This is a genomic window from Pseudoalteromonas sp. SR45-6 (assembly GCF_014163545.1).
In the GTDB taxonomy this organism is placed as follows: Bacteria; Pseudomonadota; Gammaproteobacteria; order Enterobacterales; family Alteromonadaceae; genus Pseudoalteromonas; species Pseudoalteromonas rhizosphaerae.
In genome coordinates, this window is the sequence record NZ_JACJDM010000018.1 from 25,549 (window position 1) to 45,081 (window position 19,533).

Consider the following 19,533-nt stretch of genomic DNA (forward strand, 5'->3'; position numbering starts at 1 on the left):
GCGGTTTTTTTATGCTACGAGTCTAAAGTTATTACACAACACCGCGAGGTAAGCGGCAATCGTGATCTTTTTTAGCTAGGTACACAATCCAAAACTCTTCGGCAGTGTAACCTTCTTCATTAGCTGTTGTTATAGTAAATGGTGCTTTTTTAACAGCTGCTTTAGCTGGCACTGCTGATTTAGTTTTAGTTTTCTTAGCAGGTGCTGCAGGTTGTGCAGACGTATCGCCTGAAGTTAGCTGCTCTGTTAATTCAGCAACTTCTGCAAGGCGCAAGTTTTTGCCGCCGTCTATGCTGTACCAACCAGGTTTGCTGGTGATTTCAGGTTTCTTACCATTGGCTGCTTGGTATGCTGCTTCAAAGGCATTTAATACTTCTGTTTTGTCTAGTTTGCTCATCAGAGGCCCTATACGTTGTAAACACAGATTGAGAATATTTATTTATACCTATTTTTGACTTACTTTTCAATTTTTTGCGATTTTCCTTCCATTTTAGCCCTATAAACGCCAAAATTTGCACAAAATTTAACGCTAATCTGGAATAAAAAAATGCAGCGCAGAGAATTTAACCAATTACTAAATACCATTTTAAGACCTGATTCTATTCAAGACTTTTGCCCAAATGGGCTACAAGTCGAAGGACGTGAACAGATAAAAAAAATTGTTACAGGTGTCACTGCCAGTCAAGCATTAATCGATGCTGCAATTGCGCATGGCGCAGACACAATATTAGTTCATCATGGTTATTTCTGGAAAGGTGAAGCGCAACCTATTACCGGTATGAAAAAGCGTCGCATAGCTGCGTTACTTAATCATGATATCAATTTATTTGCCTATCATTTACCTCTTGATGTGCATCCATCAATCGGTAATAACGCGCAATTAGCACAGCTACTTGATTTAGAAATACTCGATGGTTTGGAGCCTGTAGCAAATAGTGTCGCAGTCAAAGGGCGTTTAAAAATCCCAATGAGTGGTGAGCAATTTGCACAAAAAATATTAACAGTGCTTGCTCGTGAACCTTTAGTGAGTCTAGTACGTGATGAGCTAATTGAGACCATCGCTTGGTGTACTGGAGGTGGTCAAGGTTATATTGATTTGGCTGCTAGCCAGGGGATTGATGCCTATTTAACAGGCGAGGCTTCAGAGCAGACCATTCACAGTTCGCGTGAGCAAAAGATCGATTTTTTTGCCGCAGGCCATCACGCCACCGAACGCTATGGCATAAAAGCGCTCGGTGAGTTATTGGCTGAGCAACATGGTTTTGATGTAACCTTCATTGATATAGACAACCCAGTTTGAGTTGCCAGCTAATTCACTTTAAGTGAGTTAGACCTTAAAGCGCTTCTGGATCAATCCAGCGGCGCACACTTATCCACGCACTACCGATTACTTCATGCCAATAACTTGTGACTGCCTTTAATACTTCAACACTTGGAATATATTGTTTGTGATGAGGCCACGCTGAGAAATCGTAAAAATCAGTGGCGGCGGGAATAACATCAACGCCTTGGCTATTAAATAAATCTTTTGCTCGTGCCATGTGACTTGCCGAAGTTACCAGTGCAACTTTAAAATCAACTAGAGTAGGTGCTAAAAGCCGTGCTTCATCGGCGGTATCCATAGCCGCAGGATTTTGTTTAATACGCTGCGCATCAATACCTAAGCTTATCGCGGTTTGTTGCATCAAACTACTGTTGGTCACTTTATTGTAACCGCCACCGGAAACAATAAGTTGAGCTTGTGGGTACACATATGCTAAGCGCATACCTTCGATTAGGCGGCTTTTAGCACAATTACCAAGTTGGCTATTGGCGTTAAGTTTTGGGTTAGGATTTATATCACAACCAAGTACCACTATTTTATCGAGTATCGGCTGTTTATTTGTATCAAAAACATACTTTAACTGTGAATTTGGAGCAATTATTTTTTGACCAATAAAAGGGGTACTGATCAGCAATAAACTGGTAATTGCGATTAAACCAATAAATATGCTGACTTTCTTGGTACGCAGTGCGATTAATAAGCAAACAAAGCACAGTAGAGCAAACAGAGGCAATGGCATTAGCATTGCACCGAGGATTTTTTTCAGTTCAAACATCACAGTAGCACACATAAAGGGGTTTTCTGTATGCTACTGGGTTAAACCTATTTTATCGACCGTTATTTAACTTACAGGTATTTAAAAAGTGGCGATACACTGGGTTATCTTTCATATTCTTTTTCATGGCTAAATACATTGGACGGGTTAATCCCAGCGCGCCTAATGGAATCGACTTAATGAGTCCTTGGCTTTCATATGGTGTTACTAACCAATCCGGTAATGCTGCAACCCCCATTCCGGCACTGACAAGCTGAAAAATGAGCAAGCCCTGATCTACGGTTTTCAAGGTGCCATCAAAACGTGCATTTTGAATAAAATGTTTGAAGATATCCTGACGCTCTCGTGGAATAGGGTATGAAATAATCGTCTCGTTTTTCAAATCAAGCGCCGTTACATAGGCTTTTTTCGCTAGTTCATGATCTGGGGCAACAATTAATTTAAGCTTAAAATCAAATAAATGTGCGTATTCAAGTTTATCTGGTTCACGAATGTCTGAAGTGAGTACTAAATCTAATTCATCACTGAGCAGCTCAGGAATAGCGTCATAACTAAAGCCGCGCTCATAATCAACTTTGATATCAGGCCAAAAGTTATTGAATTCTTTAATTGTTGGTAATAACCAATGAAAACAAGCATGGCATTCAACACTGAGTCGTAATTGTGAAATTGGTTGATTAAGACTTTCTTTTAAACGGCATTTGGTTGCTTCAACACGCGGGAGTACTTCGCTGGCAAGTTCAAGTAATAGCATACCTTGTGGGGTAAAGCGCACCGGTTGAGTTTTACGTTCAAATAGTTGGCAATCAAGCTTGTTTTCTAAATCTTTGATTTGATGAGATAAAGCGGATTGAGTCAAAAATAATTCGCGCGCAGTATTTACCAAAGAACCGGTTTCTTTCAAGGTTGCGATGGTCTTTAAGTGTTTTACATCAATCATCTTTAATAATTCTCATGGTAAAGGTGAGTTTAACTCAGATTACAGCCATAATACGCCTTAAATTAAGATGCATCAACGTCTAGATGGCTATAAACCCCGTTTTTTTACGTGAAATTTACAAATCTACTATAGCACCATATTTGACAGCGATGTCATTGTGTTTTTTGAGTTTGCAAAAAATCATTTCCATGAATTTACCTCAAGTTGAAACTGAGGAAGCATCAATTGTTTGATGTCAGGTATAGGTTTATGGTTTTAGCTATCTAAACAGCTGGAAGGGAATTTCAACATGGCACAATTACATAACTTAGGTTTTCCTCGCATAGGTAGAAAGCGTGAACTAAAATTTGCAGTAGAATCATACTGGGCTGGTAAAATCAGCCAAGAGCAGTTGCTTGATCAAGGTAAGACGATCCGGGCAGAAAATTGGGCTCTTCAAGCAGATGCTGGGATTGATTTATTACCGGTAGGTGACTTTGCTTGGTATGACCATGTGTTATCTACCTCTTTATTGATTGGCGCAGTGCCCAAGCGTCATCAAAAAGCGGATGGTAGCATTGATCTTGATACATTATTTCGTATTGGGCGTGGTCGTGCACCAAGCGGTTGTTCATGTGCAGCAAGCGAAATGACAAAGTGGTTTAATACTAATTATCATTACATAGTTCCAGAGCTAACTCATGATCAGCAGTTTCAACTAACTTGCACTGAGTTATTCGAGCAAGTTACTCAAGCACAAGCATTGGGGCACAATGCAAAAGTAGTATTGGTCGGCCCAGTCACTTATCTTTACTTAGCAAAATGTGCAGGTGAGGAGTTTGATAAACTTAGCTTACTTGAAAAACTATTAGCTGTTTATCAAAACGTGTTCGCTAAATTAGCGCAGCAAGGGATTGAATGGGTACAGGTTGATGAGCCTATATTAGGTTTAGAGCTGACTGAAGATTATCAAGAGGCATTAAAAACAAGCTTTCGTGCACTTGCAGGTCAAGGCGTGAAGTTGTTACTTGCTAGTTATTTTGACTCAGTCACTGCCTACTTTGATGATATTGCAGGTTACCCTGTTGATGGCGTACATTTTGATTGTGTTGCAACAAATGTTGATGTTGCAAAACTAGATATATTATTAAGTACAGATCAAGTTTTATCATTAGGCGTAGTAAATGGCCGTAATATTTGGCGTACTGATTTAGAGGCTGTATTTAATAGCATAAAAGACATTGCGCTAAAGCGCGGTGATAATCTATGGCTTGCCCCATCTTGTTCTTTACTGCATACACCGGTTGATTTAGAGCAAGAAGAAAAGCTCGATGATGAACTTTGTTCATGGCTTGCATTTGCAAAACAAAAAGGCCAAGAGCTGTCATTATTAAAAGCCGCGCTTGAAAGCAATGATATCAGTGAGCTCGTTGCTTATTCAGCACCTATTAAAGCACGCTTAACCTCTACTCGTGTAAATAATACAGCTGTACAACAGCGTGTAACTGCACTCACCGCAAAAGACGGTAAGCGTAATCATGCATTTGCTCAACGTATTGAAAAACAACATGCAGCACTTAATTTACCGCTACTGCCGACCACCACGATAGGATCATTTCCACAAACTCAAGTAATTCGTCAAGCACGCCGTGATTATAAAGCCGGTGAATTATCTGCGGATGATTATCAAAGGCAAATTAAAGCAGAAATTCGCTACGCTGTTGAAGAGCAAGAGGCGCTTGATTTAGATGTGTTAGTGCACGGCGAAGCGGAGCGTAATGACATGGTTGAATACTTTGCTGAACTATTAGAAGGCTTTGCTTTTACCCAGTTTGGTTGGGTGCAAAGCTACGGCTCGCGATGCGTGAAACCACCTGTAATTTGGGGGGATATATCACGTGAAAAAGCGATGACGGTTCAGTGGACAAAATACGCACAGTCGCTGACGAGTAAGAAAATGAAAGGCATGCTAACAGGTCCTGTAACTATTCTGTTTTGGTCATTCATTCGTGATGATTTAGACAAACCCACCATCGCTAATCAAATTGCACTTGCGTTACGTGATGAAGTGGTCGATTTACAAAATGCCGGTATTGATATTATTCAAATTGATGAACCTGCATTTCGTGAAGGTATGCCGCTTAAATGTAGCCAATGGCAAGCATATTTAGAATGGGCAGCGTATGCATTTAGGGTCTCAGCAAGCGGTGTGAAAGATGAAACACAAATTCATACTCACATGTGTTACGCCGAATTTAACGGTATTATTGCCGCGATTGCAGATATGGATGCCGATGTGATCACCATTGAAACCTCACGTTCTAACATGGAACTACTTGAAGCATTTGAGAATTTTGATTATCCAAATGATATTGGTCCAGGTGTATATGATATTCACACTCCGAATGTACCGGATATTGCATGGATGAAAACGTTGATCCATAAAGCCGCACGAAAAATACCGGTTGCGCGTTTATGGGTAAACCCGGACTGTGGTTTGAAAACCCGTGGTTGGCAAGAAACGCGACAAGCTCTTGATAATATGGTTAAAGCAACCAAAGAGCTGCGTGAGGAGCTGCAGTAAAGAACATCTCCTACGATGTAAAGCCCTAACAAAACTTAGTTAGGGCTTTTTTTGTTGCTCTGATTTGAGTTCATCTTCATCGGTTGGTTTTTTAAAATCCATTTTTGCTGAGTGTTTGATCAGCAAAATATTACCGATAATGATTGCCAACACTAAGATGATGATGAGTATATGCCAAATTTGCATGGTGATCTCTAACGAGTCATTTATAAGTACTTAGTGTAGCAAAGATTTCTAGGGTTAAAAACGTCTAGAAAACGACAGCGAAATAAAATCAAGACCTGGGTTTGGTCTTTTAAACCCTGCATTTGAATAGTGTAAATAACGCACCGCAGCTTTGGTTTTTCCAAAATCAGCAACAAAGCCTAGTCGGTCTTCAAACTGGTAGTGGGTACTCACATTTTTGCCGGCGAAGTGAGTGTCATTGACTAATGAAACCCCTATGCCGGCTTCGAAATACAAAGGAATACCGCGCACTGAGCTGATCAGATGTTGAAATACCGGGGATATTGCAAGGACAACATTTGTCTGATGGCTATTATCTGCGCCGTATTCCCAAATATTAATACTTGATTCTAAGTAAATATGGGTATTTTCAATTAATGATTGTAGTGCCGGAGCATGGTATTGGTATGCCAGTTTTAAACCTTTAACATCACCTTCCCCCTGAATGTAATCAATGGCATAGCCATGAGGAGAAAGTGTATAGGGCGCGCCATAAGATAGTCTGCTGAACATGGAAATAGATAATAAAATCAATACAGTTAATGTTTTAAATAACATGGAGAAGCTCTTTAGATGAAAACGTTATTTACAAAATAAGGGCGTGGGGGAGGCTAATTCAAGTGGCATAAATTCACAGACTCTGTGTGTTATTGCATGAGCTTAGCTAACAATATGAAATAAAAAGATTAAATCAATTGATGCTGTACTGGCACTAATAAGGTGCTATTTTGAGGCTTTTTAATCTCTTATGAACAGCGTAAATTACGCTACAAGATTTACTTAGGACTTATCAACAATGATTTCACTTGGTCGTTATTTATTATTAATCGCGCTAGTTTTTAGTGCTTCCTTGTTTGCGCAAACACAACAGTCACCTAATCAGTTATTAACTCAGGTAGGCGATCAGCTGTTTAGTGAAATTGGCAAAATAAACAGCCAAGGCACAGCGAGCAAAAGTGACATGGCACACATTGTTGATCAGTATTTAATGCCTAATATAGATGTTAAATTTGTTTCCTATAAATTATTAGGTAAGCATATTAAAGGTATCGATCGCCAACAAGCGACTGCATTTATAAGTGCAGTGGAGCATTACTTAACCACTACCTATGCTAGTGCATTAATGAAATATACCGGGCAAGAAATAAAATTCGAAGAAAGTAACGATGCTGCAGAGAGCGAGTTTGCCACGGTTAAGACGCAAATTATTGCAGATAATGCGCCAACGATTGACTTACACTTTAAGCTTCGCCAAGGTAAAGATGGTAGCTGGAAAGTATATGATATTGTCGCTGAAGGTATTTCGTTACTCAGTGCAAAGCAAAAAGAAGTTATTCAACGAATTTCAGAAGTTGGCCTTGACCAAGTGACAGCTGAGCTTAACAGTAAGTAATCATTTCCAAGTAAGTCTCCAACCTAAAGCACCATGCAGTGTTAACTGCATGGTGCTTTGTTATTTTCTTTTAAAATCACACGGTTTGGCTATAGCGTGTGGTTTTGGGTATGCTAGAATAAGCGCTTACATACCCACTGGTATCACTAATTTACTGGGGTACTTAAAATTATATTAAGCGCAGTGTCAGTTTGTAGTTGTTAAACTCTTTTACTGACCTTTGTACCGAGCAAGATAGACACTGGAGTTGTGTTTTTTTAATGGAAAATGTACTTATTTGGCCTAAAGAATACCCGTTATTAGTCAAAGGACTTATTGAGCAAAACGGTGCATTTATTTTAGACGCTTTAGAAGCATGGCCGGCTTGTCGCTCGACTGAAGAAGACAATGGCGTGTGTACCACTGTGCTACCGCCTATCTATTATTTAACCTGGTTAACTCCCCTTGAGCCATTTGAAGAGTGTTTTTTCCAACATATCTGTGAATATGATGAAGCCGCTCAACAGTATATTTCGGCAGCTAAAGATTACTATTTTGATAACGAGTATAGCCCAGAGAGTTTAGTGCTATTACTTTGCCAACGCCTTGAAAAATATGCAGCTGTAGCGTCACAAACAACGATAGAAACACCCGTTACGTTATTATCTCAGTTATTCTCAAAACGCTATTTTACAATCATCGAGTATGCGCTCAATGCGGGCAGTAAAATGAGTGCTGAAGATGCCTTGGCACTGTGGAAAGAAGTTGATTTTCGTGAACGTTTTAGCACCTTTATACCTGACTCAATCGATGACGTTAATGCGTTAAGTGAATTAGCGGCGAAAAAAGTTGCTGGCGGAAAGGATTATTTCACCTTATTAACCCAAGTATCACCAGATGTTGACTCAGTGGTGCTATTAGAACAAGCACTGTTGGCGCATTTGCGTTTTGACACAGCTAAACAAACGATGGCGATGCGTTTTATAGAGCAAGGTGCAACAGGCACGTTGGCGGATGAAAATGGTAAAACGGCCTTTATGTGGGCAGTTGAAAAAGGGTTTGTTAATTTAGTACAAACCTTATTAGATAAACAAGATAAAAAACAACGTGATGCCCTTGGTAACAGTGCTTTACATTATGCGGTACTAGCAAAAAATGAACCTTTGATGGTGCTATTATTGAAGTCTGGCTATGACTTTCGTGTTCGTAACTGTGATGGCTTAAGTTGTTATCGTTTAGCAGTGAGTGTTAAAGCCAGTCAGTTAGTGAAATGCTTAGAGCGTGATTTTGGTATTAAAGAATTATCGCCGGATGGACAATTTTCGCGGATCAAAAAAGTCCACGCCTTACATGCCATCGTGACTTTATTGTTGCCGCTACAGTTGTTTTTCTTTTTTGATGATTCGATTGCAATTAAAAGTGAACTGACGCTTTGCTTAACCATGTTGGCAATTGTCTGCTTCTTTTTTGCAATTAGTTTGAAGCGCTGCGCTTTATACCCTCATATTAAACACCCATGGGGGTTATTTGTACTGCGTTGTTGCTCATTGATCAGTTTAGTTGGGCAGCTAGGCTTAGCAAGTATTGTTGCATTGGCAACGTTAAGTGAAGTTGTTTAAGCTTCTTGCATGTACCGTAGACAAAAACGCGCTAATTAAGCGCGTTTTTTAGTTGTTATACCAATCGTGTTAAGTTACTGACCATTTAGCTCGCTAGAATGGTTAAATATTTAAGTCGTTTGGTATTAACTTTAGTCTTTTTTATTAAATTCATGAGCCGCTTTTTCTGTTGCTAACTCATCTTTTAGTTTTTGAATTTTTAGCCCCAGCTCTTGACCTCGGTGACGTGCATAATAAGTACAACCAATAAACATCATACTGGCGAACAGCAGCTCTAAAACGACCCATATTAGTTGTTCTTGTGCGACCCACAGTAGGGTAAAACCGTGAATAAAATAGAACATAACAATAAAGTTTGCCCATGCATACGTATAAGGTTTATCTTGAATGATGCCTTTTAGCGGCAGTAAAAGCGGTAAAATATACACAACAAAAATAAATCCATTGCTATGACCTTCTCTAGGCTCTAATAAAAACAACCAAAGTGGCATCAGCAGTAACAAGCCAATATAGCCAATTATTGCAATACGTTGAAAACGGATAGTAATAGCCTTTTTCGGTGTGAGTTGTGGGTTTAAATCGCTGTGCGATGTCATTGTAATTTTCTCGTGATTTTAACTAAGCGTTGGCCAACGCTTTGGCAAATTTTAATTTCGTCTTTACTTAATTGCGCGCTATTTTGTGCACCAGCAACATGGCTTGCACCATAGGGAGTGCCACCGGTTTGTGTGGCAAGTAACTCAGGTACTTCATACGGCACACCCATTAACAGCATACCGTGGTGTAATAACGGCAGTGACAAATTAAGCAACGTTGCTTCATTGCCACCATGCATGCTACTTGATGATGAGAATACACAGGCTGGTTTATCTATTAATTGCCCTTTTAACCATAAGTCGCTGGTGGTTTCCCAAAAAGCTTTGGCTTGTGAGGCCATCATACCAAAGCGAGTAGGGGTGCCAAATGCTAACCCATCACACTGGATTAAGTCATCTTTGCTGATCACAATATCGTGAGGTTCTCTAGCTACAAAGGTTCTTAGCAGTGCAGTACCGCCTTGGCATTCAATCGACTCTGCAATTTCATGTGCCATGGCTGCAACAGAGCCGTGACTTGAATGATACAACACAACAATAGTGACGCTCATTAAAGTACGCTTAGTACGTTTTCTGGTGGGCGACCCAGTGCGGCTTTATTGTTATTTACAACAATAGGGCGCTCAATTAATTTTGGATTGCTAACCATGGCTGTAATGAGTGCGTTTTCATCATGCTCATTTTTAAGGTCTAACTCTTTGTAAATATCTTCTTTAGTACGCATTAGTTCACGTACTGAAGAAAACCCTAGCTGTTTAACTAAGATGCTGATTTGCGCATGATTCAGTGGGGTTTTTAAGTATTCGATTATCTCTGGCTGAATCGATTTTTGCTCAAGTAGAGCTAATGTTTCACGCGATTTTGAACAACGTGGATTATGAAAAATAGTAACAGACATAGTAACAATCCAATTAGATAAAGTAAGGCTATTTTAGGCCAAGCAGCACCAGACTTAAAGCCTTGCGAGCTCTTTTTGCATTTGGCGGTATTGCGTTAACAATGCTTTGAGACGTTGTTGTTTAATTAGCTCTTGTGGTTCTACAAAGTTGAGTGCTTTTTGTACTTCGTCAGCGGCTTTTAAGTAGGCGCCGTATTGTGCAAGAACGTCGGCATTTGCTTCATGATAAGCGGCTAAGTTATCTTGCTTTTTATAGGCATCTGCAAGAAGTTGCATGCCTAAATTATGTTCAGGCTTTTCGAGTAAAAATGATTTTAATATTTGCACTGCAACATCGTATTGCTCAGCTTCAAGTGCAGCATTGGCATAGTTTAAGGTAATAACTTGATTGTTAGGACGGTTTTCATGCAACGCGGCTAAAAACTTTACTGCTTCGGCGGCTTTATTCTGAGCTATCAATAGATCAGTATGCGTATCAATATAGAATAAATTTTTAGGATCAGACTTTAAAAGTTCGTCTAAAATAGGCGCCGCTTCATCGAGCTTTTTTTGATCCAATAAACTAATACCCAAGCCATAATTAAGCGCTGTTTTATTATAAAAACTGTTTTCACGTATGAGCTTTCTAAAGAAATTTTCAGCCGCTTCTGGTGTTTGGTGGTAGCGAGCAATCACGCGGCTTTTGGCAAGGTTAAATTCTAAGCTATCCGGAAGTTGACGTTTTTCAAATTGCTGTGCACGTAAGCGCACATCAGACACGCGGCTCTCAGGTAATGGGTGAGTCAGCAAAAAGGCTGGTGGTTTGTATTTATAACGAATTTGCGCAGCAAGTTTAGTTAAGAATTCACTGGATGCGTAAGGATCAAATCCTGCATTATTGAGTGTTTGCATACCAATGCGGTCGGCTTCTTGCTCAGCTGAGCGGCTATGAGTGAGTTGACTAAATGCGCTTTGTGTTTGACTGGCTGAGATAATCGCGATACCGGCATCAGGAGACACAACGGTTGCTAAAATACCGGCAATCATACCGGCGATAGTGAGTGCGCTGTTATCTTGTTGTTGTTGCATGCGACGTGCAAGGTGGCGCTGGGTAACGTGGGCAATTTCGTGACCAAGTACTGAGGCAAACTGACTTTCGTTATCGGATTGCGCAATTAAACCGGTGTGCACCCCAACATGGCCACCATAAAAAGCAAATGCGTTGATTTCCGGATTGTTGATCCAAAAAAATGAAAACGGAAAGCGTACATCATTGGCATTGGCAACTAGCTTGCGGCCAATTGTCGTTAAATATTCATCAAGCACAGGATCATTAACAACCGGTGATGAGCCACGAATTTGCATCATCATCACCTTTCCGATAGCTTGTTCTTTTTCAAGCGGCAAAGCTTGTAATGCTGAAGTACCAAGATCTGGCAATGTAAAATTGGTTTGTGCCTTTAATGGCTCACTTACCAGCACACTAAATGTTAAAAGTGTACTGAATAATGTAATAAAGGCTGATTTAAGCTGCATTTTATTCCTTGTTATGGTTTTCACCTAGCATGAGTTTAGCAATGTCGATTTCGTCACTGCATGCTCTGCTATCTCGTTCGCACAATTGATACAATTCTTTGATTGTGACCCCATCTAGCTTTACAACGTTCAATTCTCGCTGTAAAAAACTAATGATTTTATGTACTACCTTGTGTGCATGGAGAATAAGCGCCTTATCTGCTTTGTCACCACGTTCAAAGTAAAAACCAATAAACTTATGTAATTGGTTAATCCGGATCAAACTTTTCATTGACACTGGATCCCACTCGTTAAACTCCATAAAGCGGTTATCTTTAACGTATTTATCTATTGTAACGTCTTTTGCGTAGGGTTGTGCCCATAATTCAAAGCCTCGGTCGGTGAACACTTGATGCAACGCAATTCTTGGCTTATTTTCACAGTGGATCTCCCCAAGAGTGTCTTCATGACCTCCTAGTAAATCGAGATTCCAATTGCGCCTATCAATTATTTTTTTCACGGCATTATCAAAACCGTGTTCTAATATCCCCTCCGACTCGCTCACTGAAGAGGCGACAAGGTGATAGAAGGGTGGGAGTTCACCCCAATTTATTTGTTTTTTATACCAGTTAATTTCTTTAAGAGTTGGATTACTGGGTAGTTGCGCTTTATTATGCGTGCCAGACATTAACTTATCCTTACTACAAACTATGCTACAAGGATAAACTATTGCGATGCGTGTTTTAAGAAAAAGTTACATTTGTTATTAATAGTACTGATAAAGACCGTATTATTCATTTTTATAGGGTAGATAATTGGTTATGCTAGAGCAAGACTTGCGCGGATTTAAATGCCCGCAGCAATTTATCCAGTTTAAGTTGGCTTTGCGCCAAGCTTTAGCTGCGGCGCAATCGATAAGATTTACACTTTTGGCAGACCAATCTACCAAAGATATGGAGCGCTTTTTGCAAAAAAATCATTATCAGTACAAATTAGAGCAACAACGTGGATTGTTAATCGTGGAGCTAAATCGTGTTTGAATATGTAAAAATGTGGTACGAAAGGAAGTTTTCAGATCCGCATTCAGTGACCTTATTGTTTTTATTACTCGCTTTAATGGCGATGTTTTATTTCTTTGGTGCACTTATTGTACCTGTGCTGATTGCTTTAGTGATTGCTTATCTGCTTGATTGGCCGGTTGCGCATTTAGAGGGTTTTGGCTTACATCGCTTTACTGCCACTATTATAGTGATGTTGATTTTTTCAGGGTTGATGCTGACCTTAGTGATCGGCATGGGCCCAATACTGTGGCAGCAAGCTAGTAATTTAGTGCAAGAAAGCCCGCACATGATAGAGCAGGGAAAATCTTTTTTACTGCACTTGCCTGAGCAATACCCCAGTTTAATTAATGCAGAGCAAGTACAATCAGTGGTCAGCAGTGTTGAAGCCAAAGCAATTGAGTTTGGCCAAGTATTATTATCGGTCTCGTTGACATCATTAAAAGATGTAGTGGCGTGGTTGATCTATCTTATTTTAGTACCATTACTGGTATTCTTTATGCTCAAAGATAAGCTGGAGTTGATCAGAAGTGCAGAAAAACTCGTTCCAAAACAAAGACGCTTAATCTTGCAGGTATGGCACGAAATGAACCAACAGATCATGAATTATATTCGTGGTAAGGTGTTTGAAATTTTGATTGTAGGCTCAGTATCGTTTATCGCGTTCACTATTTTTGATTTACGTTATGCAGCGCTATTGGGCGTATTAGTGGGTTTATCAGTATTGATCCCTTTTGTGGGTGCGGCACTTGTTACCATACCGGTTGCGGCCGTGGCATTATTTCAATTTGGTTTAGAAACCCAGTTTTGGACCATACTGATCATCTACGGCATTATTCAAGCATTAGATGGTAATGTGCTGGTGCCGTTACTATTTTCTGAAGCGGTTGATCTGAACCCGGTATTTATTATTGTTGCGGTACTGTTTTTTGGTGGCTTATGGGGTTTTTGGGGCGTGTTTTTTGCAATTCCACTAGCGTCATTGGTAAAAGCCTTACTCAATGCTTGGTCAACGAAACAAGAAGAACAACTGATTGAGCATAGCTAACACGAACTTTGTTTAATTAGCTTTATACCTAAATCACCTGAAGATTTAGGTATTTTGGGTATAGTATCAAATGGTATAGAAAACGCACTTGAGAGACTAATTGATTCTTACGCGACCCATTAATTTTATGTAGAATGGGTTATAAGATATATCTTTTAGTAATATGGTGCGTTTTTTAATGTCTGATTTAATATTACCTACTGACTCATCGTCACAAATTTACCTTGATGCAAACGCAACAACACCGGTGCTACCTTGTATTGCAGAGGTTGTTTCGCATACTATGCAAATCTGCTTTGGTAACCCTTCTTCTTCACACATTACCGGTATTCAAGCTAAACACTTATTAGAGCAAACACGTCAAAAAGCCCGTGATGTGATAGGTGCACAGCAGGGGGATATTTTATTCACTTCTGGGGCTACCGAAGGAATTCAAACAGCTGTCGTGTCTACGCTCATAGCAGCTAAAGAGCATGCTAAACCAAACCCAGTATTACTGTATGGCGCGACTGAACATAAAGCAGTACCTAATACATTAATACATTGGAATGCCGTATTGGGTATAAACGCAACCGTGCTTGCGATCCCGGTATCGAGTGATGGCCTTTTAGATTTAGATTTTATTGCTCAACACGCTGGTGATGCACTGATGATTTGTACCATGGCAGTTAACAATGAAACCGGTGTTTATCAAGATTTAAAAGCGATTGAAAAGGTAATACGAGCACATAACACGGAAGTTGCGTGGATGGTGGATTGCGTACAAGCGCTAGGGAAAACCGCATTAGCCCTTAGTGATACAACGATTGACTACGCGCCATTTTCAGGCCATAAACTTTACGCACCGAAAGGTATAGGCGTGTTGTATATTCGTCAAGGCAGTGCCTATACGCCATTTATTGCCGGTGGTGGTCAAGAAAGTGGCATGCGCTCCGGTACTGAAAACCTGCCAGGCATCGCAGGTCTTAACAAACTGTTTTGTTTATTGCTGGATAAAACAAACGATACGTTTAAATCAATCGATGTGTTAAACGGCTATCGTGAACAATTACATCAGGCTTTAGTGGATACCTTTGGTAATATAACCTTTAATCATACTTTTGCATTGTCAGTACCAACAACGTTAAATTTTGCTGTTGATGAACTCAGTAGTAAAGAAGTGATGGATTTGTTCGATGCGGCAGGTATTCGTATCAGTGGTGGCTCAGCCTGTAGCTCTGGCGCAAATCGTAGTTTTGTGTTAGATGCCATGGGCGTGAGTGATTGGCGTAGTGAAAATGCAATACGTTTATCATTTGGACCGGCGACAACACAGGCTGAAATAACCACTGCCTGTGCGCGTATTCGTTCACTTAAACCAATATTACAAGCTAATTGTTTGGTGGTTTCAGATTCGTCATCACCACAGCAAGAAGCGTGTGCATTAGGGTTAACACAATTTAGACATCAAGGTGCGTGTTGTTGGTTGTATGTCAGTCAAGATAAACAAGCAGTGATCATTGACCCAATTATTGAGCTTATCCCGCGGCTTGAAAAAATAGTACACACACAAAATTTAGCGGTAGCAGCCATTTTAGACACACATGCCCATCAAGAGCGATGCTGTGCGACTACATTGTTGGCTCAGGCCTTAAAATTCAGTTTGCATGACGAGCATGAATTAGGGTGGCCAGTGCAGCAAACGAGTATTGCATTACCTGAATGCACCATTGAGCGCTTAGCAACACCCGGGCACAGCCAAGATAGTGTTAGTTATTTATTGCGGTGTAACAACTCTCAACAAGTGCTATTTTGCTTTTGCGGTGATTTGCTGCTGCCTGCTGGGCTTGGTAATACTGCAATTGACGGTGGGGATGCGTTAGCTATGGCACACTCATTACGTCAACTATCAACATGCTTAGCAGAGTCGACAGTTATTTGTTCTGGTCATGACTACCAGCAATGTTTTGCTATTAATTGGCAAGTTCAACAGCAGCAAACGCCGTTATTGCATGCATTATTGAACAATGAACTAAGTGATACTGAATTTGCTAACAACAAGCAGCGCAGCGATGAAGACAATTTATGTAAATTTGCAACTTTGTGTGGTTATGCTGACAGTTTAAAATACAGTAGAGCTTACGAACTGAACGCCGTGCAAGCAAAAGATATGTTAACTGCAAGCGATGTCTATTTAATTGATACCCGTGAACCATATGAACATGGGGCAAACAATATTCCTCAGTTATTTGCAGTTAGCCCTGCGCGAGTGATGAATATTCCGCTAAGTAGAATGGCAAATGCATTAGTGGACAGGCAATTGAACCCACAGGGTAAATATATTTTACTTTGTCGCAGTGGTAATCGTTCAAAACAAGCGGCAACTAACTTATCTCAGCTTGGCTTTACTGACGTGTATAATCTCAGCGGTGGAATGGCACTGTTATAATAACAGGGCAGAAGACTGGCAATTGACTGATAATAAATAAGGCGCTTTTAGCGCCTTATTTATTATCAGTCAAGGCTGTAGCTACTGTTTAGGCCCTGAACTTTCACGGATCACAATTGATGGTGTAAATGATGTGATGATGTCTTTATCTTGGTTACGAGCACCGCGAGTTTTGGTAAATAATAACCGTGCTGCATGTTGAGAGATAACATCGTTTGCTTGATGAGCGGTAGTTAACTTTGGCCATGTCTGACGAGAGAAAGGAGAATCCTCAAAGCCAGTAATAGATAACTGTTCAGGAATAGCAATACCCATTAAGCGTGATGCAAATAGGGCTCCAGCGGCCATTTCATCGTTGCCACCTAATATAGCGGTTATAGCCAAGGTGTTATTCTCGGCTAACAAGTGCTTTGCACCTTCAACACCCGACTCAAACGAATATTTACCATCGTAAATAAAGCGTTTATCAAATTCTTTATGATTATCTGCCAGCGCTGCTTTATAACCTTCAAGGCGTTCAGACGTCGATTTATGTTCTTTATCGCCACAGATAAAGCCAATATTTTCATGTCCATGAGTTAAAAGGTGAGTGGTGATCTCATACGCGGCTTTATAATCGTTAACATAAATACAGGTGTCTTGATCATCATCTGATGGTCGCCCAGATAACACCCTAACGTAATGAATATTTAACTCATCGAGTAAATTGGTGATGCTACTTTGCTCTGATAATGGCGGTGTAAGCACAAGCCCAGCTAAGCGAGAGCGCTTTATCATGGTGATAAATTCATCTTTCATGTTTGCATCTGTATAAGTGCATGGATGGATCACCAATTCATAGCCTTCGTCTTTACAGCGAGAAAGCACACCATTTTGCATATCAATCACATAATACGCATTAGGATTGTCATAAACTAAGCCTACCGTAAATGATGACGTGCCAGCTAGGTTTCGTGCTGCAAGATTTGGCTGATAGTTCAGCTCTTTTACAGCATCCATGACTGTATCGTAAGTTTTTTTACGAACAGATGGTTCTTTATTTATTACCCGTGAAACCGTTTTCATCGAAACCCCGGCGAGCCTCGCTACATCATTTATAGTTACTTTCATAGAGTTACTTTTAGGTTATTGTTTTAGTGTTGATATGTTCCTGATAAGAATACACCTAAGTAGACTTAACAAACGTGTTATTCATTATTTCTTCATCAAGACCAGTTAGTGTATCTAATGTTCAGTAAAATTAGCAGTAAAATAATTGAGATAATTTTTATGATACCGGTGTCAAATGAGTAAAAGTACGTTATTATCTCGATTGTAAAATATAAAATTAGCTTGTTGATAGCGTTGTCATTCTAACTTATCGTTAAATTTATTTGTAAGTTAATACGCTATTAGTACACTTTTTTAATCTAAAGATAGTTATAAATCAGTTTGTTGCAAGTTTAAGGGGATGTTAAAAATGAGTTGTCGTTCACAGTTAGCTAGTTGGCAAGCATTACAAGTAAGTGCAAATAAGATGAAGGAAGTTCATCTTAAAGATTTATTTGCCAATAACAGCACGCGATTCGAGCAATTTTCGACTCAGATCCCAGGTGTTTTATTTGATTATTCAAAACAATTGATTGATAACAGTGTGATGGCACAGTTACTGTCTTTAGCACAAGAGTGTGATATCGCTAATTGGCGAGATAAAATGTTCAGCGGTGAAAAAATTAATATCACCGAAGATAGAGCCGTGCTTCATACTGCACTTCGTAACCGTAGTGCATCATCATTAGTTGTAGATGGCGAGAATGTAAGTTCGGTGGTTAACGCTGAATTACAAAAAATTAAGTTGTTCGTTGAAAAAGTACGTAGCGGGCAATGGTTAGGTTATACCGGTAAAGCCGTGAAAGATGTTGTGAGCATTGGTGTTGGTGGTTCAAACTTAGGCCCACAAATGGCCACGGAAGCACTGAAAAGCTATGCAGATGACTCATTAAAAGTACATTACGTTTCAAATGTTGATGGCGTACAAATTGCGTCAGTATTGAAAGACATCGATCCTGAAACAACTTTGTTTGTGATTTCGTCAAAAACCTTTACTACATCTGAAACCATGACCAATGCAAAAACCGCCGTTGCATGGTTTTTAGAGTCAGCCGATGACAAGCAAGCCATTGCTAAGCACTTTGTAGCAGTGAGCACTAATTTAGAAAAAACGGCAGCGTTTGGTATTGCTGATGAAAATGTATTCACAATGTGGGATTGGGTAGGTGGTCGCTTTTCATTATGGAGTGCGATAGGCTTACCAATTGCATTGTATTTAGGTTTTGATGCATTTGAAGCGATTCTTGAAGGCGCTTTTGAAGTTGATGAACACTTTAAAACGGCCGAATTTGCAGAAAATGTACCATTGTTAATGGCTTTGTTGAGCTTATGGAATACCAGCTTTTTAGGTTTCGACTCACAGGTTATTTTACCTTACGATCAAGCATTACACATGTTGCCAGCTTATTTGCAGCAAGGTGAAATGGAAAGTAATGGTAAGCACGTTAATTTTGCGGGTAATACCGTACCGTATACTACAGTGCCAATTATTTGGGGTATGACCGGCATTAATGGTCAACATGCTTTTTATCAGTGTTTGCACCAAGGCAATGTGATTGTACCGGCTGATTTTATTGCCTCTATTAAACCTCAGGTTAATATTGGTCAGCATCACGACATTTTATTATCGAACTTTTTTGCACAAACAGAAGCGATGATGATGGGGGTTGATGCCGAGCAAGTTCGCGCTGATTTAACCGCAAAAGGCAAATCAGAGGCTGAAATAGCCGCGCTAATTGATCATAAAATCCACCGTGGTAACCGTCCTACAACATCAATGCTGTTAGATACGGTTGATGCAAAAACGGTGGGGCGATTAATTGCCTTATATGAGCATAAAATTTTCTGCCAAGGCATCATTTTAGAGATCTGTTCTTTCGATCAATGGGGTGTTGAACTTGGTAAAGGCTTAGCCTCAAAAATTGAAGCTGAGTTACTGGATGATAATATAAACCATCCACATGATAGTTCGACAAATGGCTTAATGAGCTATTATAAACAACGTCGAGCGCAGTAAAAAATTCGCACAGCACAATCAATTGTACTGTGTAACCAAATACCTTTGAACGGGTAGCGCTGGAGTTCTTAGGGCCTGTATATTTGT

Annotated in this window: 19 protein-coding genes; 8 read left to right on the plus strand and 11 right to left on the minus strand. The window is 39.9% G+C overall.

Annotated features, from left to right (window positions below):
* Window positions 1-31: 31 nt before the first annotated feature.
* Window positions 32-397: a hypothetical protein gene (locus tag H5158_RS09970; RefSeq protein ID WP_182739946.1), complete on the minus strand. Its 366-nt coding sequence runs from the start codon at window positions 395-397 to the stop codon at window positions 32-34.
* A 150-nt stretch (window positions 398-547) separates the two neighbouring features.
* Here H5158_RS09970 and H5158_RS09975 point away from each other — a divergent pair, with 150 nt between their 5' ends.
* On the plus strand, window positions 548-1,300 hold the full coding sequence (locus tag H5158_RS09975; RefSeq protein ID WP_182718427.1) for a Nif3-like dinuclear metal center hexameric protein: 753 nt from the start codon (window positions 548-550) through the stop codon (window positions 1,298-1,300).
* 34 nt (window positions 1,301-1,334) lie between these two features.
* Here H5158_RS09975 and H5158_RS09980 read toward each other — a convergent pair whose 3' ends face one another.
* A complete protein-coding gene (locus H5158_RS09980) occupies window positions 1,335-2,099 on the minus strand; it encodes an ElyC/SanA/YdcF family protein (RefSeq protein ID WP_182739947.1) in 765 nt (254 codons plus the stop codon).
* A 52-nt stretch (window positions 2,100-2,151) separates the two neighbouring features.
* On the minus strand, window positions 2,152-3,039 hold the full coding sequence (locus tag H5158_RS09985) for a LysR family transcriptional regulator (RefSeq protein ID WP_182718425.1): 888 nt from the start codon (window positions 3,037-3,039) through the stop codon (window positions 2,152-2,154).
* Window positions 3,040-3,328: 289 nt separating this feature from the next.
* On the opposite strand from H5158_RS09985, the gene metE reads away from it, so the two are divergent.
* Entirely contained in the window at window positions 3,329-5,602 is a 2,274-nt protein-coding gene (metE, locus tag H5158_RS09990; RefSeq protein ID WP_182739948.1) for a 5-methyltetrahydropteroyltriglutamate--homocysteine S-methyltransferase, read from the plus strand.
* Between the two features lie 39 nt (window positions 5,603-5,641).
* Here metE and H5158_RS09995 read toward each other — a convergent pair whose 3' ends face one another.
* Complete coding sequence (locus H5158_RS09995; RefSeq protein ID WP_145241011.1) at window positions 5,642-5,788, minus strand: DUF2897 family protein; 147 nt, start codon at window positions 5,786-5,788, stop codon at window positions 5,642-5,644.
* Between the two features lie 54 nt (window positions 5,789-5,842).
* Window positions 5,843-6,385 carry an acyloxyacyl hydrolase gene (locus H5158_RS10000; RefSeq protein ID WP_182718423.1) on the minus strand — a complete coding sequence of 181 codons (543 nt, stop codon included), beginning with the start codon at window positions 6,383-6,385 and terminating at the stop codon, window positions 5,843-5,845.
* Between the two features lie 238 nt (window positions 6,386-6,623).
* Between H5158_RS10000 and H5158_RS10005 the strand changes: the two genes are divergently transcribed.
* Window positions 6,624-7,220, plus strand: a complete 597-nt coding sequence (locus H5158_RS10005; protein ID WP_149982826.1) for a phospholipid-binding protein MlaC — start codon at window positions 6,624-6,626, stop codon at window positions 7,218-7,220.
* A 260-nt stretch (window positions 7,221-7,480) separates the two neighbouring features.
* Window positions 7,481-8,818, plus strand: a complete 1,338-nt coding sequence (locus tag H5158_RS10010; protein ID WP_182718421.1) for an ankyrin repeat domain-containing protein — start codon at window positions 7,481-7,483, stop codon at window positions 8,816-8,818.
* 131 nt (window positions 8,819-8,949) lie between these two features.
* On the opposite strand, the gene H5158_RS10015 is transcribed toward H5158_RS10010, so the two are convergent.
* From H5158_RS10015 to H5158_RS10035, 5 genes are read right to left on the minus strand one after another with little or no spacing between them, the layout of a single operon-like run.
* Window positions 8,950-9,414: a DUF2069 domain-containing protein gene (locus H5158_RS10015; protein WP_145241003.1), complete on the minus strand. Its 465-nt coding sequence runs from the start codon at window positions 9,412-9,414 to the stop codon at window positions 8,950-8,952.
* Window positions 9,411-9,965 carry an NAD(P)H:quinone oxidoreductase gene (gene wrbA / locus H5158_RS10020; RefSeq protein ID WP_145241001.1) on the minus strand — a complete coding sequence of 185 codons (555 nt, stop codon included), beginning with the start codon at window positions 9,963-9,965 and terminating at the stop codon, window positions 9,411-9,413. The genes H5158_RS10015 and wrbA overlap by 4 nt, the downstream gene beginning before the upstream one ends.
* Window positions 9,965-10,312, minus strand: coding sequence for an arsenate reductase (glutaredoxin) (arsC, locus tag H5158_RS10025; protein ID WP_182739949.1), 348 nt, complete (start codon window positions 10,310-10,312; stop codon window positions 9,965-9,967). Before arsC ends, wrbA begins: the two co-directional genes overlap by 1 nt.
* Before the next feature lie 54 nt (window positions 10,313-10,366).
* The gene (locus H5158_RS10030) at window positions 10,367-11,827 is read right to left on the minus strand and encodes a M48 family metalloprotease (RefSeq protein ID WP_182718419.1); all 1,461 of its coding nucleotides are present in this window, start codon (window positions 11,825-11,827) and stop codon (window positions 10,367-10,369) included.
* 1 nt (window position 11,828) lies between these two features.
* Window positions 11,829-12,494 (minus strand): hypothetical protein, encoded by a 666-nt coding sequence (locus H5158_RS10035; protein WP_149982822.1) that lies wholly within the window; start codon window positions 12,492-12,494, stop codon window positions 11,829-11,831.
* Window positions 12,495-12,627: 133 nt separating this feature from the next.
* Between H5158_RS10035 and H5158_RS10040 the strand changes: the two genes are divergently transcribed.
* The 3 genes from H5158_RS10040 (at window position 12,628) to H5158_RS10050 (ending at window position 16,340) form a co-directional block, all read left to right on the plus strand.
* On the plus strand, window positions 12,628-12,846 hold the full coding sequence (locus H5158_RS10040) for a sulfurtransferase TusA family protein (RefSeq protein ID WP_149982821.1): 219 nt from the start codon (window positions 12,628-12,630) through the stop codon (window positions 12,844-12,846).
* Window positions 12,839-13,912 carry an AI-2E family transporter gene (locus H5158_RS10045; RefSeq protein ID WP_182718418.1) on the plus strand — a complete coding sequence of 358 codons (1,074 nt, stop codon included), beginning with the start codon at window positions 12,839-12,841 and terminating at the stop codon, window positions 13,910-13,912. The genes H5158_RS10040 and H5158_RS10045 overlap by 8 nt, the downstream gene beginning before the upstream one ends.
* Before the next feature lie 178 nt (window positions 13,913-14,090).
* A complete protein-coding gene (locus tag H5158_RS10050) occupies window positions 14,091-16,340 on the plus strand; it encodes an aminotransferase class V-fold PLP-dependent enzyme (RefSeq protein ID WP_182718417.1) in 2,250 nt (749 codons plus the stop codon).
* 81 nt (window positions 16,341-16,421) lie between these two features.
* On the opposite strand, the gene H5158_RS10055 is transcribed toward H5158_RS10050, so the two are convergent.
* Entirely contained in the window at window positions 16,422-17,450 is a 1,029-nt protein-coding gene (locus H5158_RS10055; protein ID WP_182718416.1) for a LacI family DNA-binding transcriptional regulator, read from the minus strand.
* Window positions 17,451-17,799: 349 nt separating this feature from the next.
* On the opposite strand from H5158_RS10055, the gene pgi reads away from it, so the two are divergent.
* Entirely contained in the window at window positions 17,800-19,446 is a 1,647-nt protein-coding gene (gene pgi, locus H5158_RS10060; protein ID WP_182739950.1) for a glucose-6-phosphate isomerase, read from the plus strand.
* Window positions 19,447-19,533: the final 87 nt, after the last annotated feature.